This is a genomic window from Haloarcula onubensis (assembly GCF_031624605.1).
Lineage (GTDB): Archaea > Halobacteriota > Halobacteria > Halobacteriales > Haloarculaceae > Haloarcula > Haloarcula onubensis.
This window is the reverse complement of the sequence record NZ_JAMQOS010000002.1, coordinates 475944-498665: the sequence shown is the minus strand read 5'-3', so window position 1 is coordinate 498665 and position 22722 is coordinate 475944. Positions and strand designations below refer to the sequence as shown.

Genomic DNA, 22722 nt, shown 5'->3' with positions numbered 1-22722 from the left:
CCGGGTCAGTCCGTCGATATCTCGTGCTCGTCGGGGGAGTACACCGCCGTCTCGCCCCTCGTCGTCCCGTCGACCGCCGTCTCGAACTGCGAGAGCTCGTCGTGCATCGTCCCCGCGTCGTCGGCAAAGGAGGAGACGGCGTCGACCATCTCGCCGAGCGTGGCGTCTTGCTCGTCGGCGGCCGCGGCGACGTCGTCCGCGACCGACGCCGTCTCGGTCGCTATCTCGCCGATGTCGTCGACGAGCCCGACGACCTCCTGGGTCGTGTCGGCCTGTCGGTCGGTCGCGCGGTCGACCTCCTGTATGCTGTCGTTGACCCCGACGGTGGCCTCGACCACGTCGTCGAGCGTCGTGATGGTCTCGGAGATGGTGTCGCTGCCGCGGTCGACGGCCGACTCCATCTCGCCCATCGCGTCCACTGAGTCGCCGACCTGCGAGCGAAGCGAGTCGATGAGCGCCTCCACGTCGCCGGTGGCCTCCTGTGTCTCGCTGGCCAGCTGTTTGATCTCGTCCGCGACCACGGCGAACCCCTCGCCGGCCTCGCCGGCACGGGCCGCCTCGATGGAGGCGTTCAGCGCCAGCATGTTCGTCTCCTCGGCGATTCGGTCGATGACGTCGACGATTTCGGCCATATCCTCGGCGATGGCGTCGAGCTGTCGCACCTCGCCGGCGGCGGTCGTCGAGTGGTGTCGAATCTCGTCGACGGCGCTTTGGGCCGCCGACGAGGAGCGCTGTGCGTCCCGGCCGAGGTCGGCCGCGGTCCCGCTTCGGTCGGCGATTTCGGTCACCGACGACGCCATCTCCTCGACGGTCGCCGAGAGGTCGCTCAGTTCGTCGGCGGCCTCGTCGAGCCGCCGCCGCTGTGTCTCCGCGCCGTCGGAGATAGACTCGACGCGCTCGGTGACGGTCCGCGTCTCGGTCCGAAGCCGCCCGGCCTGGTCGGCCACACGTTCGCTCTCACCGGCGATGCGCGTCGAGACGGTCTGTCCGCGACCGACGGTGCCGTCGAGCGCGTCGAGCGTCTCGTTTATCGCCGCCCCGACCGCCGCCATCGCGTCGCTCGTGCTGTCGGCGTCGACCCGCACAGTCAGGTCGCCGGTCGCGGCCGCCGACAGCGCCGCCCGGTAGTGGGCGGCCTTCTGTTCGAGGTGGTCCGAGAGGGCAGCCATCTCCCGGCGTTCGTCTTCCGCCACTCGCTGGGCGGATTCGGCCTCCTCCCGTGCCGTCTCGGCCGCGTCCCGAGCGCTCTCGGACTCGGACTGAGCGCGTCTGGCCTCCTCGAGGGAGTCGCCCAGCGAGCGGGCCGTCCGTTCGAGGGTGGCGTAGGTCTCGCCGATCTCGTCGACCCGGTCGACGCCGAAGTCGATGTCGTAGTCGCCGTCGTCGACGGCGGTCGCCTTCTCGTTTATCGCCATAATCGCGCGGTAGAGCTCGCAGTAGCCCAGAAAGCCGGTACAGAGTACGATGACGGCCGCGAACGTGACTGCGGGAAGCGCGTCCGCAAACAGCGCCGCAGCGAGAGCCGGCCCGACGACGACGGAGACGAACGCCAGCAGGAACAGTCGGACGCCGAAGTCACGCCGGAGCGGTTCGGGGAGGTGCGGTTCGGCCGCCATCGGGAGCCGTCCGACGGTGACGAGCAGTCGACCGACGAGACGGCCGTCCGCGGTCCCGCGTCCGTCGACGGTCGCGGTCACGTCGTCCACCTCTGCGTTCGGGCGCGGCGGCTCGACCGGAAAGCAGTGACTGACATACTCGAAACGAGGCCGTCAGCGGTGAAAAGCACGGGCACCTCGTTATCAGGACTGAAATCCGACCGGTCAGTTCGTCGTCGTAATCTCGACCACGTCGCGGTGGTCCAGTTCCGTGTCCGCGCCGACCTGCCGGCCCGAGCGCACGTCGTGGGCGTGGAGGAAGCCGTCGCCGATGTCGGTGTGCAGGAAGTACGCGAAGTCCTCGGCGGTGGAGCCGTCGGGGAGGACAAAACAGTCCTGGAGGAAGGTCCCGTCGTCCTGGGGCTTGCGGGCGCCGGGGAAGACGGCGATGGCCGAGAGTTCCTCGAACAGCGCGGTCTCCAGCGCCTGCTGGACGCCGGTGGCGCCGAATGCGTCGACGAACTCGCGAATCTGTTCGAGGGCGGCGGCCTTCTCCGCGGGGAGGTCCGCCAGCACCTCGAAGTCGTCGTCGCCCGGCCGATAGTCCAGCACGTCCTGCTCGGCGCCCTTTTTCAGGGCCTTCTCCGCGTGGGCCGAGACGGGGACGAAGGTCAGGTGTTCGTAGTCGGGGTCCGTGGTAATCGGCTCCCAGTTGTCCTGGGCCGCGTCGGTGTCCATCTTGTTGGCCGCGATGACCATCGGCTTCGTCCTGATTCGAATCTCGCGGGCAAGCGCCTCGCGGTCGCCCTCGTCCCAGGTGTCGGGGTCGAGTTCCAGGTCGAGTCCGAGGACGACCTGCTTTATCTCCTCCTCGCGTATCTTGAACGCCGACATCTGCTCGGCGAGGTCGGCCTCGACGTCCTTGTCCTCGCCGTGGTAGCCCGACCGGTAGCGCTCGATGCCTTTCTCCAAGACGTCGAGATACCACATGTCGAGTTCGTTCTCCAGAAAGTCGATGTCCTCGCGGGGGTCGTGGCCCTCGGTGGGTTCGCCCTCCAGGTCCGTCTCGCCGGTGAAGTCGACGACGTGGACGAGTACGTCGGCTTCGTTCAGGTCCGAGAGGAACTGGTTGCCCAGGCCCTTTCCCTCGTGGGCACCGGGGACCAGTCCGGCCACGTCGACCAGTTTCGTCGGGACGAACCGCACCCCATCCTCGCAGTAGCCGTGGTTGGGCGTACAGGAGTGCTCGAACTCCGGGGCCGCACAGTCGACGCGGACGTAGGCCTCGCCCATCGACGGGTCGATGGTCGTGAACGGGTACGCGCCCTCCGGCACGTCGTTCATCGTCGCCGCGTTGAAAAGTGTGGACTTGCCGACGGAGGGTTTGCCGACGAGTCCGATTTTGTAGCTCATTGGAAGCTAGTGCGGAAAGGGCGGCTAAAGCGTTGTCAAACAGAGCGAGAGCGTGTGAGAGTGGCAAACAAGGACCGGCGTCGGCGGCTGGCGACGGGGCCGCCGGCCGCTGGCGAGCCATTATAAATAAGGTTCATTAGTCGTTACACCAGTACGATTGTCCATGGATTCACAGTTGTTCGACAGCACGGAGGCGGGTGCCCGCCGAAGCGTCCTCTTCGCTATCACCGTCGCGACGGGCGCGCTCTGTTTCGCCTCGGCGACCTCGGTCGTCGTCAGCGGCGCCAGTCCGGCGTTCGCGGCGCTGCTGGGCGCACTGGGCGTCGGCGTCCTCGTCTTCGGCGGCTACCTCCAGCAGGGCCGCTTCGACGAACTGGTCGCCGACGAGGAGTTTCTCTGGCAGCGGGACTGAGAGAGCGCTACTCGCCGACGCGTTCGCGGGCCGCGGCGACGAGGAGCGGGAGCGTGATGGTGGCGTCGGCGTAGACGGAGACGTTGCGGGCGTCTTTCTCCAGTTTCCCCCACGAGCGGGCCTCGTCCAGTGTCGCCCCCGAGAGGCCCCCGGTGTTGGCCGGGTCCATCGTCAACTGCACGGCGTAGTCGTAGGCGTCGGGCGAGACGAGCATCGTCTGGAGGACGTAGTTCTTCGGGACGCCGCCCCCGACGACCAGCGCGCCGGCGCTGTCGGCCTCGTAGGCGACGTCGGTGATATCGGTCATGTCCGCGAGCGCGTCGACCGTGAAGTCGCTGGTCTGTGCGTACATCCACGCCTGCAGTCCGAGCACGGAGTCCTGGAAGGCGGGGCAGTACACCGGTACGTCGTTCTCGTAGGCGGCGGCCAGCACGCCGGCGTCTTCGGCCACCTCGTCGCGCTCGTTGACCTCGCTGTTGGCCCGGCCGAGTTCCTCGGTCATGCGCTGGATGGAGACGGCGCCCTCCTCGGCGAGGACGGTGAAGACCTCCTCGCGGAGGTGCGATTCGAACAGCGCGAAGTGTTCCTGCGGGAGGTAGACGTTGTAGATGCGGTCGACGCCCTCGTCGCGCAGCGTCTCGTCGTGCTCGCGCTCGGTGTGGCCCTCCGCGGTGACCTCGCCGTGGTGGTGTTTGCCGCCGATGGCCTCGATGGTGTCGTGGGTGCAGTTGGCCCCGGTCGTCACGAGCACGTCGACGTGGCCGTCACGGATGAGTTCGGAGACGACGGCTCGCATCCCCGTCGGCACCATCGCGCCGGCCAGGCCGACGAACGTCGTCACGTCGTCGTCTAACATCTCGGCGTAGATGTCGACGGCCTCGTGGAGGTCCGCGGCGCCGATACCCGCCCCGCCGTACCCCTCGGCCAGTTCGCCGACGGTCATCCCCGCACGCGCTTCGGCGTGACCGATGGGGTCGTGACAGAACGTCTCTCGCTCGGTGTGGTCGCTCATTGCTCTCCCGTGGTCGGCGCGAGGGCTAAAGCGACGTGGTTCCCCGGTCGCTCGGCCGCGGTCGGCGCTACCTTCCATCCATCGGCCTCAACGCTTATCACAACTCGTCAACGAGTGACGATATGGACTCGGCACTCCTCGGGATGGTCGTGCTGTTCGTCGCCGCTCTCCTCACCGGCGTCACCGGGTTCCTCCTGCTGCCCGCCGCCTTCTCGCCGGTCTTCGCCTCGGTCGCCGCCGTCTCCGGACTCGGGCTGGGCGTGACCGGCTACGCCATCCGGAAGGTCTGAACTCACTGCAACGCCAGCGCGGCCCCACAGCAGTCCGACCGATAGCGCTCGCGCTGGCGGACCAGCGGACAGTCCCGATAGCGTCGGGCGACCAGTCCGCCACAGTCCTCACAGGTGAGGACGTACTTCGCGTCAGCGAAGGCCGAACAGTGAACCTCGGTGTTCAGGTCGGCCGCCCGCTCGCGAAACGCCGCGCCGTGGTCCGTCGTCCCGTCGCGCTGGTACTGCTCGACGTGGACGAGTTCGTGGCGCAGCGTCGCCGCCCACTCGTCCCGGTCGAACGCCTCGAAGGCCTCGCGGGTCAGCGAGAGCGTACACGGCAGCGGTCGGCCGTCGGCCCCGTCGAGGGCGTCCCAGTCGTAGGGCTCGCCCACGGTGGCGTCCGGCAGCTTCGGCCGCTTGACCGCCGCGGCCCGGCGCTTGGCCCGATGCGAGACCGCCCACTCGACGAGGTCGAAGCGCACGTCGACGCCCCGCTCGCGGCGGACCCCGCGACAGTACTCGCGCGACCACGCCACGAGGTCCTCGTCGGCGGTCACGTCGCCGTACGCGATGTCGCCCGCCATCACAGCCCGGTCGGACAGTCGATGTAGGTGGTCTCCAGGTCCCACTCTTCGAGCAGCGCCCGGAGCGCCCGGACACCGAACGTCTCGCTGGCGTAGTGGCCCGCGAGCACGACGTTGATGCCGGCCTCCCGGGCCTCGTGGTAGGCCTGCTGTTTCCCCTCGCCGGTGATGAGGACGTCCGCGCCGACGTCGACGGCCTCGTCGAGCCAGTCGACGCCGCTGCCGGTGGCGATGGCGACCTCTTCGACCGTTTCGGGGCCGAAGTCGAGCGTCTGCACCGACCGCCCACCGGTGTCGAGGCGTGTCTCGAGGTCCTCGACGAGCGCGTCGAGTGAGCGGCCCCCGACCAGCCGCCCGCGCTGGCCGACGTACTCCCCACCCATGGTGCCGAAGGGCGCCCGGTTGTCCAGGTCCAGCAGGTCCGCGAGCCCGGCGGCGTTGCCCAACTGCTGGTGGCCGTCGAGCGGCAGGTGCGAGACGTACAGCGCGAGGCCGTCCGCGACCAGCGGCGCGATGCGGTGGTAGTTGGTGTCGGTCACTCGTTCGATGGAGCCCCAGACGACGCCGTGGTGGGTCACCAGCAAATCGGCGCCGGCATCGCTCGCCCGCTCGATGGTCTCGACGGCGGCGTCGACGGCGACCGCGACCGTCTCGACCTCGCGGTCGGCCGGCCCGACCTGGAGCCCGTTCGGGCTGGCGTCCACGTCGGCGTACGCGTCCGTATCGAGTTCCGCGTCGAGTCGACTGGCGATTTCGCCTGCGTGCATTGGCGGTCCTTCGGCGTCGGGGGTGGTAGGTGTTCGGCCCGCAGCGACGGCGAACAGATACAAGCGCTTTTGTGAGCGCCGCCGATGCTCCCCGGTATGACCCAGTCCGAAGCCGTCTGTGACGAGCACAGGGCCGTCAACGGTCGCCACTACCTCTCCTTTACAGTCGAGGGCACGTCGGACCTGCCCGACGGGTTCGAGATGCAGCCCTCGCCGCTGGAGTACGAGCGGCTGAAAGACCACTCGACCGGTGCGGACGGCGTCGGGCAGGTCCCCGTCGTGTACGACGACGGCTGGGCGGTCGACTGGGACGCGATAGAGACGGCGGCGGATAGCTGACGCCGGCTGTCCGGTTCGACCGTCACCGACGGCTACGACGCGGACGCGTCCTGCGGGCCACTGACCGCCGCTGCGGTCCGGTTGTACGCGTAGAGGCCGACACCCTCGTTCCGATACACCCGGGTGAACTGCTCGCTCGCCACCAGCGACCGGTGCAGCGCCGGCGATATCGTCGTGCCGGTACGGCCCGACATGAATCCGCCGTAGGGGACGTAGAGGTAGTCGGTCTCCGAGGCAAAGTCGTGGTCGACGAGCGTCGCGTTCACACAGGAGGCGTTCCAGCAGTTCCGGAGGTGGTACTGGGCCGACTCGTGCCTGCTGAACGTCTCCCGGCCCGACCACTCGGTCCCGTACTTCACGATGACCGACGTTCGGTTCGCCAGGTAGGGGAACCACTCGCTGGCGCCGCCGACGACGGCTATCTGTGCGTCGGCGGCGGTCTGGTCCTCTATCCACTCCATCGCGGTCCGGTCCTCGTCGTCGGCATACACCGGCAGCGGGCTGTACGGGCTGGTCCCCGAGGCCGCTGCCATGTTCTGGGCCACGAACGGGCCGACGAGGACGACGAAGAAGGCGATGGCGACCACCTGATTCGCGGAGAGGTCCGGCAGGTCGCGGTCCACGTAGCGGTCCAGCCCCGGGAGCCGCCGCGTCGAGACGTCCGGCAGGTCGATATCCAGGTCCGCCAGCAGGGAACAGACGAACACGAACCCCACAGCACCCAGCGGGGCGACGACCAGTATCCCGAGGCGACCGTGTGGCGGCACCAGGAGGACGACCGGCGCGGCCAGCCAGGCGGGCTGGTGCCACTCCCCCCGCGCGACCAGCGAGGCGGCGCCCACGAGCGCGAACGCGGCCGGCCAGTTCAGCACGTAGCTACTGCCCCAGAACCAGCCCGCCAGCGCGCGCAGGTCCGACAGGCTGTGGTTTATCGAGCCGTGTGAGCCCGCGCCGGTGAAAAAGATGTCCGCGCCGTGGGTCGAGGCGACGGTGAGCCACCACGGGCTGGCGATGACGAGCCCGCCGACGGCGATAGCCCCGCCGGTGGCCAGCCCCCGCGGCGTGCGGTCCCAGACCAGCCACGCGGCGGCGACGCCCGCCCCCGCGGCCGCGGCGTGGACCGGATGGGTCAGGACGACGAGTCCCCAGCCCACGACGGCCGTGGCGAGTGCCCGCCGACCGCCGTCGTTCGCGTAGTACTGGTAGGCTCCCAGCATCGCGACCAGCATGAAGAGGAATCCCAGTCCCCGGACGAACCCGCTAGCGCCGACGAGATAGACGTTCAGTGAGACGTGTGTCCCGGTGATGACGCCAGCGACGAGTCCCGTCGCCGGGCTGTCGGTGAGCACCACCGTGAGATGATAGATAAGCGCGACGAGACACAGCAGGATGACCGGCGCGCCAAAGCGCAACAGTTGGACGCCGTCGACGCCCACCTTCAGGAAGACGGCCATGACGTAGAACCCCAGCGGGGGATACGCGAAGGGGACACCGTCGGTGGTAAAGCCCTGAATCGTCGTCGGGACCAGGGCGTCGCTGTGTGCGACCGTCGCCGCCATCTCAAGAAAGAGCCCACCCAAAAGCGCCGGAAACTCGTGGCTGCGGAGGTAGGCGATCTGGACGGCCGCGGAGAGACAGAGCGCCACCAGCAAGAACCCCCGGTACCGGTTCAATCGCATATACTTCCGGCAGTGTGAGGATACGCATAATGCTGTTGGTCCAAAGTACACAGCAGTGAATCGAACGGAAGCGGCGGCTATACGTGAGGACGCGGGCAGATAGATACGCCGCTGTCGCTCCCCGTCGTTCGGTGGAAAATGGGCCGGCGCGAATGTCGAATCACGCGACCACGGTCCTGCTCGCTTCGCTGCGCGGGCTGCGTGGTCTCTCATTCGAATTCCCGCGGCGGCAGACGACACGCGGCGCTCGGGAGTGAGCGCCGCGAGAAGTATGGGCCGGCGCGAATTCGAATCGCGGTTACGGCCACCCGAAGGCCGAAGGATACCAGGCTACCCCACCGGCCCGTGCGATAGCATACGAACGGAGTGGGGCGCCCAATTTAACGGTTGCGAAACCCTAGGCACTTGACGGTCGGTCGAGCAGTCAACCACATGAGAGTTCAGGACGAGTTCGTGCCGCCGGAGACGTTCGCCACGTGTCTCAACCACGCGCCCCAGCCGTGTGTCGACCTCGTCGTCGAGTACGACGGGGGCATCCTGCTGACGCGGCGGCAGAAAGAGCCCGCGAACGGCGAGTGGTTCTGGCCCGGCAGCCGGTTGCTGCGCGGCGAGCGCCTCGACGACGCGGCGGTCCGCGTGGCCCGTGACGAACTCGGCCTGGACCCGGTGACGGTCGAACGGCTCGGCGTCAGCGAGCACTTCTGGGAGGCCTCGGCCGTCGACGGCGTCGAGGACCGCCACACCGTCCCGGTCATCTACCGGGTTCGCCCCGAGGGCGAGCAGGCCATCACGCTCGACCACCAGCACGACGACTACCGCGTCGTGACGGCACCGCCGGAGGGGGCCAACCGCTACGTCACCGAGTACTTCGAGCGGTTCGACCTCGTCTGAGCTGTGCCACTGGCGACTGACGGTCCCACAGTGAACCGGAGCGCTCAGACAAGCGATTTTGCGACCCTGACAGCGCCGGAGTCACCGGGAGCGTCCGACGACACAGCAGCGACCACTGCCCGTCGGGTAGCGACAGTACAGAAAATATATATCACTCGAGAGTTACTCACGAGCCGAGTAACTAATGACGATACTGGTAACCGGGGCAGACGGGTACATCGGCTGGCCCACGGCGCTGCGCATCGCTTCCCGCACGGACGACCGCGTCCTGCTGGTCGACAACTTCGGCCGCCGCGAGTGGGTCGAGGAGGTCGGCGCGACGAGCGCCGTCCCCGTCGCGTCCATCGACGAGCGCCTCGACGCCGCCGAAGAGACGCTGGGTATCACGAACATGTCTTTCGTCGAGGGCGACCTCGTCGAGAAGGAGTTCGTTGACGAGTTGCTGCAGGTCCACGAACCCGAGGTTATCGTCCACGCGGCCGCCCAGCCCGCGGCGCCGTACTCACAGATAAACGGCGAGCGCGCGAACTTCACGCAGCACAACAACCTCCAGTCCACCCGCAACCTGCTGTGGGGCCTAGAGGAGCACGACCTCACCGACACCCACTTCGTCGAGACGACGACGACGGGCGTCTACGGCGCGCCGGAGTTCCCCATCCCGGAGGGCGGCGCGACGATGGAGAACCAGGGCGAGGCCGACGACGTGCCGTTCCCGGCGATGGCCGGCTCCTGGTACCACCTCACGAAGTCCCACGACGCGGCGAACATGCGGCTGGCCCACAAGCAGTTCGACATCCCCGTCTCGGACGTGCGAACGGCCATCACCTACGGGACCGAGACCGAGGAGACGCGCGAGGACGACCGTCTCAAGACCCGCTTTGACTTCGACTACTACTTCGGGACGGTCACGCACCGCTTCTGTGCCCAGGCCGTCGCGGGCTACCCGGTCACCGTCTACGGCAAGGGCGAGCAGCGCAAGCCGTTCGTCTCGCTGGAGGACGCCGTCGAGGGGCTGGCCCAGCTCGCGCTCGGCGACGCCGACGACCGCCCCGAGGGCCTGACGGTGTACAACCAGGTCACCCGCGCCATCAGCATCGTCGAGATAGCCGAGACCATCGCGGACGTGGGCGGGGAGTTCGACTTAGACGTCGCCGTCGAGCACTTCGAGAACCCGCGCGACGAGGACGAGACCCACAAGATGGAAATCGAGAAAGAGAACTACATGGACCTCATCGGCGCGCAGGACCAGACCTTCGAGGAGGGGGTCGAAGACATCTTCGAGACCCTGACCAGCTACGCCGACACTATCGAGGCCCACGAGGACCGCTTCCTGCCGGGCGTGCTCGTCGACGACGAATGACGACCGACGTGCTGGTCACGGGCGGCTGTGGCTACATCGGCAGCGACCTGATACCGCGCCTGACCGACGACGACCGGGTCGGCCAGGTCGTCGTGCTCGATAGCCTCGCCTCCGGGTCGCCACGCGCGCTCATGGGCGCCGTGAACGGCGACCTCGAGTTCCGTCGGGGCGACGTGCGCGAGTACGGCGACGTCGAGAGCGCCATGCGCGGCGTCGACACCGTCGTCCACCTGGCGGCGATAACGGGCGCAGCAAGCACCCACGACCGCCGCGAGGAGACCGTCGCGGTCAACTACGACGGGACCGAGAACATCCTCACGGCCGCCGGGAAGCTCGGCGTCGAGAACGTCGTGCTCGCCTCCTCCTGTAACGTCTACGGCCGCGCGACCAGCACCGACATCGACGAGACGGTCGCCCCCGACCCGATCAACCCCTACGCGGAGACGAAACTCGATTCGGAGGCGCTGCTCGCGGAGTCCTGTGAGGAGTTCGGGATGGACGGGACGGCACTGCGGATGGCGACGAACTTCGGCTACTCTCCGGGCGTGCGATTTAACCTCGTCGTGAACTACTTCGTCTTCCGGGCGCTGACGGGACGCACCCTCACCGTCTACGGCGACGGCTCGAACTGGCGGCCGTTCATCCACGTCAGTGACGCCGCCCGGGCGTACAAACACGCCGCACTAGAGTCCGACGCCTGGGACCAGCGCATCTACAACGTCGGGCACAACGACGCCAACTACCGGATATCCGAAATCGCCGACGTCGTCGACGAGGAGGTCGGCGCGGTCGACATCACCTATCTGGAGGACGAACACCCCGGCCCCTCGTATCACGTCAACTTCGACCGGCTGGCGGAGACGGGCTACGAACCACAGACGACCCTCCGCGAGGGGGTCCGCGACATCGCGCGGCGGTTCACCGCGGACGACGCGTCGGGCGCGTCTGTCCCGTGATACCGGCGGGCTGAGACGCCACGCTAACGGCCCGCAGAACGATTGCCTTTTGCCGGCGTGGACGCACTCGCCGTCATGGAACGGCTGCTGGACTCGCTGCACGACGCGCCGATTATCGACAAAGACGGCTACGAGTATCTGGTCCACCCCATCAGCAACGGGGTCCCGATGTTGGACCCGGCCCTGCTGCGGGAGGTGGTCGTCGAAGTGATGCAGCGGTCCGACCTCGACGTCGACAAGATAGTCGCCCCCGAGGCGATGGGCATCCACCTGGCGACGGCCCTGTCCCTGCAGACGGACATCCCGCTGGTCGTCATCCGCAAGCGAGCCTACGGGCTGCCCGAGGAGGTGGCGCTGCAGAAGTCCACGGGCTACTCCGAGTCCGAGATGTACATCAACGACGTCGAGGCGGGCGACCGCGTGCTCATCGTCGACGACCTGCTGTCGACGGGCGGGACCCTCGCGGCCATCTGCGAGGCGCTCGACGACATCGGCGCCGACATCGCCGACATCGCCGTCGTCATGCGGAAGGTCGGCGAGTCGGCGATGGACGACGTCGACCACGACGTGACGAGCCTCGTCGACATCACTGTCGAGGACGGCGAAGTGACGATTCACTGACCGGAAACGGCGTCGTCGGGTCGTCTCGGGATGGTTTTCCACGGGTCCCTGCCCCACACGCCGGTCCATGACGAAATCGTTATCCGGCGAACTCCGCAGGAACTGCCTATAGATGGCAACCGAGTCAGACGGCGAGATAGACCTAGAATACGAACGCGACGACAGGCCGCCACTGCCCAAGTCGCTGCTGCTGGGACTGCAACACGTGGCGGTGATGATCGTGCCCGCGACGGCCGTGGCGTACATCGTCGCCGGCGCGGTCGGACTGGGCGCGGCCGACACGGCCTACATCGTCCAGATGGTGTTGCTGTTCTCGGGGCTGGCGACCATCGTGCAGGCCTACACCGTCGGCCCGGTCGGCGCGCGCCTGCCGATCGTGATGGGGACGAGTTTCACGTTCGTCGGCGCGGCCGCCTCCATCGGCGCGAGCTCCGGGCTGGCGGCCGTCTTCGGCTCGATTCTGGTCACCGGCTTCGTCGTCGAGGGGCTGGTCGGCTGGCAGTTCAAACGCATCAAACCCTTCTTCCCGCCGCTCGTGACCGGGCTGGTCGTGGTCATCATCGGCCTCTACCTCGTGCCGGTCGGGATGGACTACGCCGCCGGCGGCGTCGGCGCGGCGAACTACGGCTCGCTCACGAACCTCGGGCTCGCCTCGCTCGTGCTGAGCGTGGCCGTCCTCCTGAACCTCTTTACCACCGGCGTGACGCGACTGCTGAGCGTGCTGGTCGCTATCGTGCTCGGCTACGTCGCGGCCGTCGCCGCGGGGCTGGTCAGCTTCGCGCCCGTGGCGGGGGCGAGCTGGTTCGCGGTGCCCAGCCCGGGGAAGTTCGGCTTCGCCTTCGAGCCGGTGCCCATCGTCACGTTCGCCTTCCTCTTTCTCGTCTCCGCGATGGAGACGGTCGGTGACATGTCGAGTATCACCGCCGCCGAGGGCCGGACCCCCACCCACGAGGAGTTCCGTGGCGCCCTGTTCACCGACGGGCTACTGAGTTCGCTCGGCTCCGTCGCCGGCACGTTTCCGGTCACCTCGTTCTCGCAGAACGCCGGTATCGTCAACTTCACCGGCGTGATGAGCCGCCACGTCGTCGGCGTCGGCGGCGTCATCCTCGCCGTGCTGGGCCTCAGTCCGAAGGTCGGGGCCGTCGTCACGACCATTCCGAGCGCCGTCTTCGGCGGCGCAGTCTTGCTGATGGTCGGGATGGTCGCCGCCAGCGGGACGCGGCTCATCTTCCTGCACACCGACCTGGACCGCCGGAACATGGTCATCATGGCCGTCTCGCTCGGCCTGGGCCTCGGCGTCGCGACCCGCCCGGAGGCGCTGGCCGGCCTGCCGACGGCCGCCGAGACCTTCTTCGGCCAGCCGGTCATCCTCACCGCCTTCGCCGCGCTCCTGTTGAACACCTTCGTCCCCGGCGAGCAGAGCCCGCTGTTCGACGCCGACGACTCGCTCGGCGACGCGGTGGCCGGGACCACGTCTGACGACTAGGTATCAGTCGTCGGCGTCGGCCTGCGCGTGTTTCGTGCTGTCGACGCTGACCGTCTCCCACTCGTCGTCGGAGTGGGCCCCTTCCCGTTCTTTGGCGCTGGCGGCGACGCGGACGAACTCGGCGTTCTCGCGGGCCGCCGCGACGTCGTGGCCGCCACAGTACGAGAGGCCCGAACGGATGCCCGCACAGAACTCGCGGGCCACGTCGCCGACGGGCCCCTTGTAGGGCGTCAGCCCCTCGACGCCCTCGTCCGCGGTGACGGTCTCGGCCTTGTCCGAGCGCTCTTGGGCCGCGGCCGTCGTCGCCATCCCCCGGGAGCGCTTGTAGCGGACGCCGTCGATTTCGACCTCCGCGCCGGGCGCCTCCGCCGTCCCGGCGAAGAGACTCCCCAGCATCACCGTGTCCGCGCCGGCCATCAGCGCCTTGACCGCGTCGCCGGAGGTCTGGATACCGCCGTCGGCACAGACGGTCACCCCGAGGTCGGCGGCCGCCTCGGCGCAGTCGTCGACGGCCGTCAGCTGCGGGACGCCCGCGCCGGCGACCTTCCGCGTCGTGCAGTGGGAGCCCGGACCGATGCCGACTTTCACGCAGTCGGCCCCGGCGGCGGCGAGGTCTGCGACGCCCTCCGGCGTCGCGACGTTGCCCGCGACGAGGTCCAGCGCGGGGAACGCCTCGCGGATGTCGGCGACCGCGTCGAGGGCGCGTTCCATGTGGCCGTGGGCGACGTCGACGACGACGGCGTCGACGCCCGCCTCGACCAGCGCCGCCGTCCGGGCGAGGTGGTCCTCGTCGATGCCCACCGCGGCCGTGACGGGCACGCCGGCGTCGGCGACCGTCGCCACCTCGTCGGCCTGTTCCTCGACGGTCAGAAACCGGTGAATCGTCCCGACGCCACCGGCCTCGCCGAGCGCGATAGCGAGGGCGGCCTCGGTGACGGTGTCCATCGCGGCCGACACGAGCGGCGTCTCGAGCGTGAGTCCCGGGGTCAGCGTCGTCGAGAGGTCGACGTCGCCCCGACTGTCGACGGGCGACCGCTGTGGGACTAGCAACACGTCGCCGTAGCTCAACCCGGTTCGTAGTTCGTCCATGACCGAACTGTATCAGCGGCGTCCGGGGCATAAATCCCTCGATTCCCCCGGCGAACGAACGGCGAAACCACGAGGTGTTTATACCGTCGTGGCAACGGTGTGACCATGACAGAGCGTTCGGCGGCCGCCCCGCACGTCGCCGTCACCGGCGCGGCCGGCTACATCGGCAGCCGCGTCCTCGCCGAACTGGAGGCAAAGCACCCCGACTGGGAGATAACCGCCGTCGACAACTTCTACCTGGGCGAGGTCCGCTCGGTCGGCGACGTAGGGGTCGACCACGTCGACATCCGGAACCGCGACCGCCTCGAAGACGCCCTCGCTGGCGCCGACATCGTGATGCATCTCGCCGCCATCTCGGGCGTCGACGACTGCGAGGAGAAACGGGACCTGGCCTACGAGGTCAACGTCCAGGGGACGAACAACGTCGCGTGGTTCTGCCGGAAGACCGGCGCCGCTTTGATATTCCCCTTCTCGATGGCGGTGCTGGGCGACCCGCGGGAGTTCCCCATCAGGGTTTCTCACCCGCGGGACCCGATGAACTGGTACGGCCACACGAAACTCCTCTCCGAGCGGGCCATCGAGGAGTTCGCCGACGGCGCCTTCCCCGCCCACCAGTTCATGATTTCGAACCTGTATGGCGGCCACGAAATCGACGGGCGGGAGATATCCAAGGGGACCGTCATCAACTTCTTCCTCTCGCGGGCGACGGCCGGCGAGACCCTCACCGTCTACGAGCCCGGCACCCAGTGTCGCAACTTCGTCCACGTCAAGGACGTGGCGCGGGCCTACCTCCGCAGCGCCGAGCGACTGGTCGAGCAACTGGACGCCGGCGAGACGGGCGTCGAGAAGTACGAGATAGCCAGCGACGAACATCCCGGCGTCGAGACGGTCGCCGAACTCGTCCAGTCCGTCGCGGCCGAACACGGCCACGAAGTCGACGTCGAACTCGTCGAGAACCCCCGGGCAGGCGAGGAGACGCTCGTCTCGGAGTTCCCCGTCGACACGACCGCCGCACGAGAACGGCTGGGCTGGGAGACCCGCCACGACGTCGAGTCCGTCGTCCGCGAGCGCTTCGCGGCCGACGAGTAGAGCAAAACGGTTAGTATCGCCGGCAGGAGAGACGGTATCGTGACACAGTGGCAGCGGGCCGTCATCGCGCTCCTCGTGCTCTCGGCTCTCGGCGGGCTGTTCGTCCACGAAGACGCGACGTCTGAGGCACGGACGCCCTATCCGGAGCCACACGAACTGGCGGCCGACTACGACAGCTACGTCGGCGAGGAGATACTCGTGTTCGGCCGCGTGAGCGCCGTCGACGGGAGCGCCGTCGTCGTCGAGGCCGAATCTGAGGGAGTCACCATCGAGTTGCGGGTGACCGGCGCGTCAGTCGGCGTAGAGACAGGCGGCGTCCTGCAGGTGTACGGCGAACTCGGGCCGGACCGCGAGATGGCCGCCCAGCGGGTCGTCGTCGTCAACGACAGCGGCGGCGCCGAGTGGTACAAGTACGGCGTCTCCGCCGTCGGGGCGCTTGGCTTCCTCGTCGCCTTCCTGTGGCAGTGGCGTCTCGACCGCGAGACGTGGACCCTGGAGGCCCGAGATGGCTGACCTGCTGACGCACTTCCTCGTCGCGTACGCCCTCCTGACCGTCGCCTCGTGGCGCGTCGAGTGGCTCGGCCGGCGCTGGGTCGTCGTCGGGACGGGTGGCGCGGCGATTCCGGACCTCCTGAAGGTCCGCATCCTCGTCGACTCGGACGCGGTGGCCGCCGCGCTCGGCGTCCCGTTCTCCTACGCGCCGCTGTCGACGGTCGGTGGCGTGTTCCTCGTCGCGGGCCTCATCACGCTCGCGTTCGACCGCGACCGGTGGCGACGGGTGTACGGTCTCGTGACGGTCGGCGGCCTGAGCGCGCTCGTCGGCGACGGCCTGCGCGCCTACGCCGACGGCCGCGCGTCGGCGTACCTCTACCCGTTCACGAACTGGCGGCCGCCGACGCCGAGCCTCTACGTCTCCTCGGACCCGAGAGTGCTGGTCGTCGCGCTCGCGCTCGCCGCGGGTGTCTTCCTCGTCGATAGACGGGTCCGAGAAACCTGATTTACCAGGTGAGCCCTTCGTACGTGATGCCGTCCCGGCGCTCGATTACCCGGCGGCCGTCGACCACGACGGGGTCGGCCATGGCGTCGAACTCGTCGTCGAGCGCCGCGAACTCGTCCCAGTCGGTGACGACGACGGCGCCCGACGCCCCCTCCAGCGCGGCCGCGGCGGCGTCGGCGTACTCGATGTCGGGATACTTCTCGCGCATGTTCTCCGTCGCGACCGGGTCGTAGGCGACGATTTCCGCGCCGCGCTCCTGCAGGCCCTCGATGACCGGCACCGCGCGGGTGTTGCGGATGTCGTCCGTGCCGGGCTTGAACGCCAGGCCTAACACGGCGATGCGCTTGCCCGTCGCGTCGACGTGGTCGTCGAGCAAGCCGAGCAGGCGCTCGGGCTGGGCGTCGTTGAGTGCCACCGCAGCGGAGAGGACGGCGGGGTCGTACCCCTGCTCGCGGGCGGCGGCGATGATGGCGTCCGTGTCTTTCGGGAAACAGCTCCCGCCCCAACCGACGCCACTGCGGAGGAACTGCTCGCCGATGCGGTCGTCCAGCCCGATGGCCTCGGCCACCTCGTAGGCGTCGACGCCGAACTCCTTGCAGACGTTCCCGATGTCGTTGATGAGGCTGACCTTGCTCGCGAGGAAGGTGTTGTTGGCGTACTTTATCATCTCGGCCTCGGCGATGCCGGTCTCGACGACGGGGACGTCGCCGTCGGCGGCCTCGCGGAGCGGGAGGTACAGCGCCTGCAGCGTCGCGGTCGCACGCGGGTCGTCGGTGCCGAAGACGAGCTTATCGGGGTTCAGGAAGTCCGCGACGGCGGTGCCCTCGCGCTGGAACTCCGGGTTCGAGGCGACGAGGAAGTCCGTCCCCCGCTCCAGACCGGCCTCGGCGATGCGCGGCGCGAGCCGTTCGTCGGTCGTCCGGGGGATGACGGTCGATTTCGTGACGACGAGGTGTGGCTCCTCGCGGTCGGCGGCGGCGGCCAGGGCCTCCCCGACGCTCGCCGCGCCGGCCTCCATGTACTGGAGGTCGATGCTGCCGTCCGCGTTCGAGGGGGTCGGCAGGGCGAGCATCGTGAGTTCCGTGTCACGGATGGCGTCGTAGTCGGTGGTGGCGCGCAGCCGACTCCCGCCGTGCTCGGCGACCAGTTCGTCCAGCCCGGGCTCGTGGATGGGCGCCTCGCCGTCGTTGATGGCGTCGACGATGTCCTCGTCGATATCTATCGTGGTGACCTCGTGTCCCAGGTCGGCCAGACACGCCGCGACCGTCGTCCCGACGTAGCCGCTGCCGACGATACTCACGTTCATCGCCAGTGGCTTGACCCCCACGGGTGATGAGAATTCGGGTCCTTCGACCGCTGTCGCGGCGGTCGGGCCGGGTGACGGGAGTCGGGGGCTCGCGCCCGCTACGGACCGATAGTCGGTCTATAACAAGGCACAGCTACGTCCCAGCCGGGACCAGCCGAATGAACACCGAACGGATACTCTCAGCCGGGATGGCCGTCGTCGTTATCGCCGCCGTCGGGCTCTCGGCGTCGACGCTCGCGGCGTCGATGTCGACGGACCCGTCGGACGCGGTCGACGTCCAGTGGGACGCGCTTCCCCTGGGTGAGGATAGCCAGGGGGACATCGAATCGGCGGCGGAGAGCGTCGACGAGACCTACCGCCAGAGCGGCGCCAGCGGTGACGCCGACGGCGGGCCGGGCAGCGGCGGGGAGGCCGAACAACAGAACCCGAAGGCCGGCGACGGGCCGGCCGAGAAGCGACAGGCCGGCGACGCGGCGGGGGACCGCGAGTCCCAGAACGGGAACGCGGGCGAGGGGGTCGCCCAGGCTAACGGCGCCGACGGGAACAGCCAGGCGCAGTCGAGCAGCGCCAGCCGCTGGGTCCCCGGCGGCCTCCCGCTGTGGCTCGTCGCGCTCGTCGCGCTCCTGCTCGCGGTCGTAATCCTCGCCTACCGCTACCGGGACCGACTCCGGCGAGCGGTGGGCCGCGACGGCGACGGCGCGGCCGCCGAACCGCTGGCGCCGGCCCCCCAGAACGAGGTCGAGCGGGCGTGGGTCGAACTTGTCCAGCGGGCCGGCATAGACCGGCCGCGCACGCGGACACCGCGGGATTGTGCCCGTCGCGCGGTCGAGACGGGGTTCGACCCGGGTCACGTCGACCGGCTCCGTCGGACCTTCGAGGACGTGCGCTACGGGACCCATCCGCCGACCGACGAGCAGGCCCGCCTCGCCCGCGAGACCCTCGACCGCCTGAACGGTGAGCGCGCGTGAGAGCGGCCACCCGCCGGGTGAGCTGGCTCGCGCTCGCGGTCGCCGGTGCTGTCGCCGTCGGCCTGGCGCTGCTCCCGGGCGTCGTGACGCTGCTGCCGGTCGAGGCGGTCGTCGCGTGGCTCGGTAACGACTACTTCCTGCTTGGCGCCTTCGCCGGCGTCGCGCTGCTCGTACTGGGCTGGATGGTCGCCCGGCGCGCGACGGAGCACGTAGAGCAGGCGGCACCGCCGGACCCGGAGACCGTCCCTGACGCCCCGCGGCCGGGCGACCGGGTCGACGACCTGCTCGCCCGATGGCCGTGGCACCTCGACGCCGCCGACCGGGCGTACCTGCGCCAGCGTCTCCGGACCGCGGCCGTCTACGGCGAACTCGGCGAGGGGCGGAGCCGTGCGGACGCCAGAGAGCGCGTCGACTCGGGGGCGTGGACCGACGACGCCGTCGCGGCCCGCTTCCTGGACGAGTCGGCCGGGCCGAGGGTGACAGAGCGCCTGCGGCTGGCGCTGCGGGGCGACTCCTGGACCCAGTACGGGGCCCGCCAGACCGCGCGAGCGCTGACCGAGGGGGGCCCCGACGGTAGCCGTGAGCAGTCGGCCGACGGGGGCGTCGACCGGTGACGGTGCGCTCGACCGGGCGCTGGCGCGGTATCGCCGCCGTCGCGCTGTGTTTCGTCGCCGTCGGCGTCCTGACCGACCGCCCGGCGACGCTGCTGGTCGGCGTCGTCGGGGCGGGGCTCGCGGCCTATCCCCGCCTGTCTCGCCCGCCGACGGTCGACCTGGAACTGGAGCGCCGGCTGGCCGACAGCCGACCCGGTCCCGGCGAGCCGGTGACCGTCACGACCAGGGTGACGAACACCGGCGGCCGGACGCTCGCGGACTGTCGCATCGTCGACGGCGTCCCGGCGATGCTCTCGGTCGCCTCGGGCAGCCCCCGGCACGCGGCCGTCCTCCGGCCGGGCGAGACCACCGAGTTCAGCTACGACGTCGAGACCGAGCCCGGCCGTCACCAGTTCGACCCGGCGACGGTCGTGGCCCGCGACATCACGGGCGCCCACGAGGTCGAGACCACGGTCGCCGCGGGCACCGAGATACAGTGTGCCGACGCCGTCCCGGAGCTGCCCGTCCGCGAGCAGCCCAACGGCCACGCCGGCCGCCTCGTCACGGACGAGGGTGGCAGCGGCATCGAGTTCCACTCGGTCCGCGAGTACCGCCCCGGCGACCCGATGGGGCGTATCGACTCGAAGCGGTGGGCCAGAACCGGCGAACTAACCACCGTCGAGTTCCGCGAGGAGCGGCCCACGTCTGTCCTGCTGCTGGTCGACGCCCGCGCGCCGGCTTACCGGGCCCCGGCCGACGGCCGCCCCAACGCCGTCGCGCACTGCCTCGCCGGGGTCGAACAGCTCGTCTCGGCACTCTCGGAGACGCGCGACGCCGTCGGGCTGGCCGCCTTCGGGCGAGAGCTGTGTTTCCGCCCGCCCGGCGTCGGGTCGGACCACGAGACGGCGCTGTGGGAACTGCTCGCCACGCATCCGGCCTTCGACGCGACGCCGCCGGGCCACGTGCGAGCGGGGAGCGGGGCCGACGCCGAGAGCGACGGCGATATCGACCAGCAGGCGACGCTGCTGCGGAAACAACTCGGGAGCGACACCCAGGTCGTGGTCCTCTCGCCGCTCGCCGACGAGGCCATCGTCGAGACGGTCCGCACGCTGGCTGCGGCCGGCCACACCACGACGGTCATCAGCCCCGACGTGACCGCCGAGGGGAGCCTGGGACGGCGGCTGGCCCGCCGGGAGCGACGGCTCCGACTGCGCGCCCTGCGTGGCGCTGATATCCCCGTCGTCGACTGGGACCCGACGACGCCGCTTGGCACCGTCCTGCTCGACGAGCGGCGACGGCGGTGGTCTGTGTGAACGTCAGCCACCGGCCGACGCCGCTGGCGGCCGCGCTCGCGCTCCTGCTTGGCGCCGTCTCGACGGCGATACTCGCGCCGACGCTCGGCCAGCGCGTCGCCATCCTCGCCGCCCTCGTCGGCGCCGGCCTCGTCGCCGCGGGCGGTCGGGAGTTCGACGCCCCCGTCCCGACGGGACGGCTCTGGACGGCGGTGGGCGCGACACTCGTGCTCGCCGCGTTACTCAGAGGTGAGACGCTCGCCGACCCCCGCGAAAGCATCGAACTGGTGCCCGGGCTCGTCGGCCTCGCGCTCCTGAGCCTCGGTGTCCGCCCGCTCAGACAGCGGTACGCCCGCCGCTTCGTCTCGGCCGGGCTCGCGGTCATGGTCGTCGGCGTGGCGCTGGTCGGCATCTTCGAGGCCGCGGGACCGCTTCGACTGCTCGGGGCGACCGCCGCCGCCATCGCCGCGTGGGATATCGCGGAACACGGCGTCAGCCTCGGCGAGCAGTTGCGGACCGACGCCGAGACTCGCTCGGTAGAACTGTTACACGCCGGGACCACGTCGGCCTACGGCGCGGTGACGGTCGTCGTCGCGCTCGTGCTGTACGACAACGGGGGGAGCTCGCTCCCGCTCGGCGCGCTCGTCTTGCTGCTTTCCGCCGCGGTCACTCTCCTGGCGCTGTTGTATAGGTGACCGTCGGCACCGGCACGTCGTCGAGCAGGTCCTCGACGACCGCGTCTTTCGACACGTCCTCGACGCGGGCGTCCGGCGTCAGCACGATGCGGTGAGCGAGGACGACCGGCGCGATTTCGGCGACGTGGTCCGGCGTGACGTAGTCGCGCCCTCGCACGACCGCGAGCGCGCGAGCCGCCTCGAACAGCCGCTGGGTCCCCCGCGGGGAGACGCCGGTCTCGACGCGGCTGTCCGCGCGGGTCGCCCGGGCCAGTTCGACCACGTAGTCACGGACCTCGTCGGCGACGTGGACCGCTTCGGGCGCCCGCCGGAGCGCCGCCGGGTCGACGCCCGGACTGGGTTCGACCGCGGGCGTGCGGTCGGTCCGCTCGGCCCGCCGGTCGACGAGTTCGCGCTCGCCGGCCTCGTCGGGATAGCCCAGACTCGTCTTCACGACGAAGCGGTCGACCTGTGCTTCGGGCAGCGGGAAGGTGCCGTCCTGCTCGATTGGGTTCTGCGTCGCGATGACGAAGAAGGGGTCTGGCAGTTCGTGGGTTCGCCCCTCTATCGTCACCTGCCCCTCGGCCATCGCCTCCAGCAGCGCGGCCTGCGTCTTGGGCGACGCCCGGTTTATCTCGTCGGCCAGCACCACGTTACCGAAGATGGGGCCGGGGCGGAACTCGAAGGAGCCGGACTGCTCGTCGAAGACGTAGGTGCCGGTCACGTCCGCGGGCAGCAGGTCCGGCGTGAACTGGATGCGCGAGAAGGAGAGCCCGAGCGCGCCGGCCAGCGACCGCGCCGTCAGCGTCTTGCCAGTGCCGGGAACGTCCTCCAGCAGGACGTGTCCGCGGGCCAGAAAGCCCGAGAGGACGGTCTCGAGCGTCTCGCGCTCGACGATGACGGCGCTCGAGACCGTGTCGATGACGGTGTCACAGTGGTCGGCGGTGGTGTCCGTGTTCATCGGGCGACGGTGGGCGGCTTCGGGGGTTTGTTATCACCGGCCTACCGGCCGTCGTGAGAGCTATCGAGACGGGAGCCCGACTCGACGCCCGACCCGTTGCAGGAGCAAGGCGTCCGTTCACCCCGTTTGCAGCCCTTCTCCGATGTGCCATGGAACGAAACGCACTCGGTTGGTTCGGCTGGTTCTCGGTCGCCGGCTTCGTCATCCTGACGTCGCTGTTCGTGCTCGACCTGTTCGCCGACGCGCTGTGGGCGTTCTCGGCGTTCTGGACGCTCGTCGTCGCCATCGTCGCCGGCATCGGAGCGGTCGCGCTCTACGCCGGCGAGGACCCGACGGCCGACACCTACGAGGAGACGACCGCCTGAA

The 22722-nt window shown here is 69.5% G+C and carries 25 protein-coding genes and 1 tRNA gene; 16 read left to right on the top strand and 10 right to left on the bottom strand.

The features are described 5' to 3' along the window. Positions 1-5: 5 nt before the first annotated feature. Entirely contained in the window at positions 6-1706 is a 1701-nt protein-coding gene (locus tag NDI86_RS09305; RefSeq protein ID WP_310900143.1) for a methyl-accepting chemotaxis protein, read from the bottom strand. A 114-nt stretch (positions 1707-1820) separates the two neighbouring features. Then, complete coding sequence (locus tag NDI86_RS09300; RefSeq protein ID WP_310900142.1) at positions 1821-3008, bottom strand: redox-regulated ATPase YchF; 1188 nt, start codon at positions 3006-3008, stop codon at positions 1821-1823. A gap of 163 nt (positions 3009-3171) precedes the next feature. Between NDI86_RS09300 and NDI86_RS09295 the strand changes: the two genes are divergently transcribed. Beyond that, complete coding sequence (locus NDI86_RS09295; RefSeq protein WP_310900141.1) at positions 3172-3420, top strand: hypothetical protein; 249 nt, start codon at positions 3172-3174, stop codon at positions 3418-3420. A 7-nt stretch (positions 3421-3427) separates the two neighbouring features. Here NDI86_RS09295 and NDI86_RS09290 read toward each other — a convergent pair whose 3' ends face one another. Then, a complete protein-coding gene (locus NDI86_RS09290; protein WP_310900140.1) occupies positions 3428-4432 on the bottom strand; it encodes a deoxyhypusine synthase in 1005 nt (334 codons plus the stop codon). A 122-nt stretch (positions 4433-4554) separates the two neighbouring features. On the opposite strand from NDI86_RS09290, the gene NDI86_RS09285 reads away from it, so the two are divergent. Then, a complete protein-coding gene (locus tag NDI86_RS09285; RefSeq protein WP_310900139.1) occupies positions 4555-4722 on the top strand; it encodes a hypothetical protein in 168 nt (55 codons plus the stop codon). 2 nt (positions 4723-4724) lie between these two features. Here NDI86_RS09285 and NDI86_RS09280 read toward each other — a convergent pair whose 3' ends face one another. Beyond that, positions 4725-5288 carry a transcription elongation protein SprT gene (locus tag NDI86_RS09280; protein WP_310900138.1) on the bottom strand — a complete coding sequence of 188 codons (564 nt, stop codon included), beginning with the start codon at positions 5286-5288 and terminating at the stop codon, positions 4725-4727. Continuing rightward, complete coding sequence (locus NDI86_RS09275) at positions 5288-6055, bottom strand: Nif3-like dinuclear metal center hexameric protein (protein ID WP_310900137.1); 768 nt, start codon at positions 6053-6055, stop codon at positions 5288-5290. The genes NDI86_RS09280 and NDI86_RS09275 overlap by 1 nt, the downstream gene beginning before the upstream one ends. A 96-nt stretch (positions 6056-6151) precedes the next feature. On the opposite strand from NDI86_RS09275, the gene NDI86_RS09270 reads away from it, so the two are divergent. Further along, the gene (locus NDI86_RS09270; RefSeq protein WP_310900136.1) at positions 6152-6394 is read left to right on the top strand and encodes a hypothetical protein; all 243 of its coding nucleotides are present in this window, start codon (positions 6152-6154) and stop codon (positions 6392-6394) included. A gap of 32 nt (positions 6395-6426) precedes the next feature. On the opposite strand, the gene NDI86_RS09265 is transcribed toward NDI86_RS09270, so the two are convergent. Together NDI86_RS09265 and NDI86_RS09260 are read right to left on the bottom strand one after the other, a co-directional pair. After that, positions 6427-8073, bottom strand: coding sequence for an ArnT family glycosyltransferase (locus NDI86_RS09265; protein WP_310900135.1), 1647 nt, complete (start codon positions 8071-8073; stop codon positions 6427-6429). 272 nt (positions 8074-8345) lie between these two features. Next, positions 8346-8418 (bottom strand) — tRNA-Pro (locus tag NDI86_RS09260). A gap of 87 nt (positions 8419-8505) precedes the next feature. Between NDI86_RS09260 and NDI86_RS09255 the strand changes: the two genes are divergently transcribed. The 5 genes from NDI86_RS09255 (at position 8506) to NDI86_RS09235 (ending at position 13387) form a co-directional block, all read left to right on the top strand. After that, a complete protein-coding gene (locus tag NDI86_RS09255; RefSeq protein WP_310900134.1) occupies positions 8506-8964 on the top strand; it encodes an NUDIX domain-containing protein in 459 nt (152 codons plus the stop codon). A gap of 184 nt (positions 8965-9148) precedes the next feature. Then, on the top strand, positions 9149-10324 hold the full coding sequence (locus NDI86_RS09250; protein ID WP_310900133.1) for an NAD-dependent epimerase/dehydratase family protein: 1176 nt from the start codon (positions 9149-9151) through the stop codon (positions 10322-10324). Next, a complete protein-coding gene (locus NDI86_RS09245; RefSeq protein WP_310900132.1) occupies positions 10321-11280 on the top strand; it encodes an NAD-dependent epimerase/dehydratase family protein in 960 nt (319 codons plus the stop codon). The genes NDI86_RS09250 and NDI86_RS09245 overlap by 4 nt, the downstream gene beginning before the upstream one ends. Positions 11281-11355: 75 nt before the next feature. Next, complete coding sequence (gene hpt, locus NDI86_RS09240; RefSeq protein WP_310900131.1) at positions 11356-11901, top strand: hypoxanthine/guanine phosphoribosyltransferase; 546 nt, start codon at positions 11356-11358, stop codon at positions 11899-11901. A gap of 112 nt (positions 11902-12013) precedes the next feature. Further along, positions 12014-13387 carry a uracil-xanthine permease family protein gene (locus NDI86_RS09235; RefSeq protein ID WP_310900130.1) on the top strand — a complete coding sequence of 458 codons (1374 nt, stop codon included), beginning with the start codon at positions 12014-12016 and terminating at the stop codon, positions 13385-13387. A gap of 3 nt (positions 13388-13390) precedes the next feature. On the opposite strand, the gene NDI86_RS09230 is transcribed toward NDI86_RS09235, so the two are convergent. After that, positions 13391-14476, bottom strand: a complete 1086-nt coding sequence (locus tag NDI86_RS09230; RefSeq protein WP_310900129.1) for a guanosine monophosphate reductase — start codon at positions 14474-14476, stop codon at positions 13391-13393. Between the two features lie 105 nt (positions 14477-14581). On the opposite strand from NDI86_RS09230, the gene NDI86_RS09225 reads away from it, so the two are divergent. From NDI86_RS09225 to NDI86_RS09215, 3 genes are read left to right on the top strand one after another with little or no spacing between them, the layout of a single operon-like run. Further along, entirely contained in the window at positions 14582-15565 is a 984-nt protein-coding gene (locus NDI86_RS09225; protein ID WP_310900128.1) for an NAD-dependent epimerase/dehydratase family protein, read from the top strand. A 39-nt stretch (positions 15566-15604) separates the two neighbouring features. Next, positions 15605-16078 carry an OB-like fold-containing membrane protein gene (locus tag NDI86_RS09220; RefSeq protein WP_310900127.1) on the top strand — a complete coding sequence of 158 codons (474 nt, stop codon included), beginning with the start codon at positions 15605-15607 and terminating at the stop codon, positions 16076-16078. After that, a complete protein-coding gene (locus NDI86_RS09215) occupies positions 16071-16562 on the top strand; it encodes a hypothetical protein (protein ID WP_310900126.1) in 492 nt (163 codons plus the stop codon). The genes NDI86_RS09220 and NDI86_RS09215 overlap by 8 nt, the downstream gene beginning before the upstream one ends. 1 nt (position 16563) lies before the next feature. Here NDI86_RS09215 and aglM read toward each other — a convergent pair whose 3' ends face one another. After that, positions 16564-17868, bottom strand: coding sequence for a UDP-glucose 6-dehydrogenase AglM (gene aglM, locus NDI86_RS09210; RefSeq protein ID WP_310900125.1), 1305 nt, complete (start codon positions 17866-17868; stop codon positions 16564-16566). Positions 17869-18026: 158 nt separating this feature from the next. Here aglM and NDI86_RS09205 point away from each other — a divergent pair, with 158 nt between their 5' ends. From NDI86_RS09205 to NDI86_RS09190, 4 genes are read left to right on the top strand one after another with little or no spacing between them, the layout of a single operon-like run. After that, the gene (locus NDI86_RS09205; RefSeq protein ID WP_310900124.1) at positions 18027-18836 is read left to right on the top strand and encodes a DUF4129 domain-containing protein; all 810 of its coding nucleotides are present in this window, start codon (positions 18027-18029) and stop codon (positions 18834-18836) included. Beyond that, entirely contained in the window at positions 18833-19450 is a 618-nt protein-coding gene (locus tag NDI86_RS09200) for a DUF7269 family protein (RefSeq protein ID WP_310900123.1), read from the top strand. Before NDI86_RS09205 ends, NDI86_RS09200 begins: the two co-directional genes overlap by 4 nt. Beyond that, positions 19447-20742, top strand: coding sequence for a DUF58 domain-containing protein (locus NDI86_RS09195; RefSeq protein WP_310900122.1), 1296 nt, complete (start codon positions 19447-19449; stop codon positions 20740-20742). The genes NDI86_RS09200 and NDI86_RS09195 overlap by 4 nt, the downstream gene beginning before the upstream one ends. Continuing rightward, on the top strand, positions 20739-21416 hold the full coding sequence (locus NDI86_RS09190; RefSeq protein ID WP_310900121.1) for a DUF7519 family protein: 678 nt from the start codon (positions 20739-20741) through the stop codon (positions 21414-21416). The genes NDI86_RS09195 and NDI86_RS09190 overlap by 4 nt, the downstream gene beginning before the upstream one ends. Here the strand turns inward: NDI86_RS09190 and NDI86_RS09185 are convergent. Further along, entirely contained in the window at positions 21388-22356 is a 969-nt protein-coding gene (locus tag NDI86_RS09185; protein WP_310900120.1) for an AAA family ATPase, read from the bottom strand. The two genes, NDI86_RS09190 and NDI86_RS09185, sit on opposite strands and share 29 nt — an antisense overlap. A 149-nt stretch (positions 22357-22505) precedes the next feature. Here NDI86_RS09185 and NDI86_RS09180 point away from each other — a divergent pair, with 149 nt between their 5' ends. After that, the gene (locus NDI86_RS09180; RefSeq protein WP_310900119.1) at positions 22506-22721 is read left to right on the top strand and encodes a hypothetical protein; all 216 of its coding nucleotides are present in this window, start codon (positions 22506-22508) and stop codon (positions 22719-22721) included. The last annotated feature ends 1 nt before the right edge of the window (position 22722 follow it).

What these genes read in the sequence shown, in the direction of transcription:
- NDI86_RS09235 (WP_310900130.1), top strand. Translation starts at nt 12,014, where the DNA reads ATGGCAACCGAGTCAGACGGCGAGATAGACCTAGAATACGAACGCGAC.
- NDI86_RS09285 (WP_310900139.1), top strand. Translation starts at nt 4,555, where the DNA reads ATGGACTCGGCACTCCTCGGGATGGTCGTGCTGTTCGTCGCCGCTCTC.
- NDI86_RS09250 (WP_310900133.1), top strand. Translation starts at nt 9,149, where the DNA reads ATGACGATACTGGTAACCGGGGCAGACGGGTACATCGGCTGGCCCACG.
- aglM (WP_310900125.1), bottom strand. Translation starts at nt 17,868, where the DNA reads ATGAACGTGAGTATCGTCGGCAGCGGCTACGTCGGGACGACGGTCGCG.
- NDI86_RS09295 (WP_310900141.1), top strand. Translation starts at nt 3,172, where the DNA reads ATGGATTCACAGTTGTTCGACAGCACGGAGGCGGGTGCCCGCCGAAGC.
- NDI86_RS09230 (WP_310900129.1), bottom strand. Translation starts at nt 14,476, where the DNA reads ATGGACGAACTACGAACCGGGTTGAGCTACGGCGACGTGTTGCTAGTC.
- NDI86_RS09215 (WP_310900126.1), top strand. Translation starts at nt 16,071, where the DNA reads ATGGCTGACCTGCTGACGCACTTCCTCGTCGCGTACGCCCTCCTGACC.
- NDI86_RS09290 (WP_310900140.1), bottom strand. Translation starts at nt 4,432, where the DNA reads ATGAGCGACCACACCGAGCGAGAGACGTTCTGTCACGACCCCATCGGT.
- NDI86_RS09225 (WP_310900128.1), top strand. Translation starts at nt 14,582, where the DNA reads ATGACAGAGCGTTCGGCGGCCGCCCCGCACGTCGCCGTCACCGGCGCG.
- NDI86_RS09265 (WP_310900135.1), bottom strand. Translation starts at nt 8,073, where the DNA reads ATGCGATTGAACCGGTACCGGGGGTTCTTGCTGGTGGCGCTCTGTCTC.
- NDI86_RS09245 (WP_310900132.1), top strand. Translation starts at nt 10,321, where the DNA reads ATGACGACCGACGTGCTGGTCACGGGCGGCTGTGGCTACATCGGCAGC.
- NDI86_RS09255 (WP_310900134.1), top strand. Translation starts at nt 8,506, where the DNA reads ATGAGAGTTCAGGACGAGTTCGTGCCGCCGGAGACGTTCGCCACGTGT.
- NDI86_RS09270 (WP_310900136.1), top strand. Translation starts at nt 6,152, where the DNA reads ATGACCCAGTCCGAAGCCGTCTGTGACGAGCACAGGGCCGTCAACGGT.
- NDI86_RS09275 (WP_310900137.1), bottom strand. Translation starts at nt 6,055, where the DNA reads ATGCACGCAGGCGAAATCGCCAGTCGACTCGACGCGGAACTCGATACG.
- NDI86_RS09180 (WP_310900119.1), top strand. Translation starts at nt 22,506, where the DNA reads ATGGAACGAAACGCACTCGGTTGGTTCGGCTGGTTCTCGGTCGCCGGC.
- NDI86_RS09300 (WP_310900142.1), bottom strand. Translation starts at nt 3,008, where the DNA reads ATGAGCTACAAAATCGGACTCGTCGGCAAACCCTCCGTCGGCAAGTCC.
- hpt (WP_310900131.1), top strand. Translation starts at nt 11,356, where the DNA reads ATGGAACGGCTGCTGGACTCGCTGCACGACGCGCCGATTATCGACAAA.
- NDI86_RS09185 (WP_310900120.1), bottom strand. Translation starts at nt 22,356, where the DNA reads ATGAACACGGACACCACCGCCGACCACTGTGACACCGTCATCGACACG.
- NDI86_RS09205 (WP_310900124.1), top strand. Translation starts at nt 18,027, where the DNA reads ATGAACACCGAACGGATACTCTCAGCCGGGATGGCCGTCGTCGTTATC.
- NDI86_RS09280 (WP_310900138.1), bottom strand. Translation starts at nt 5,288, where the DNA reads ATGGCGGGCGACATCGCGTACGGCGACGTGACCGCCGACGAGGACCTC.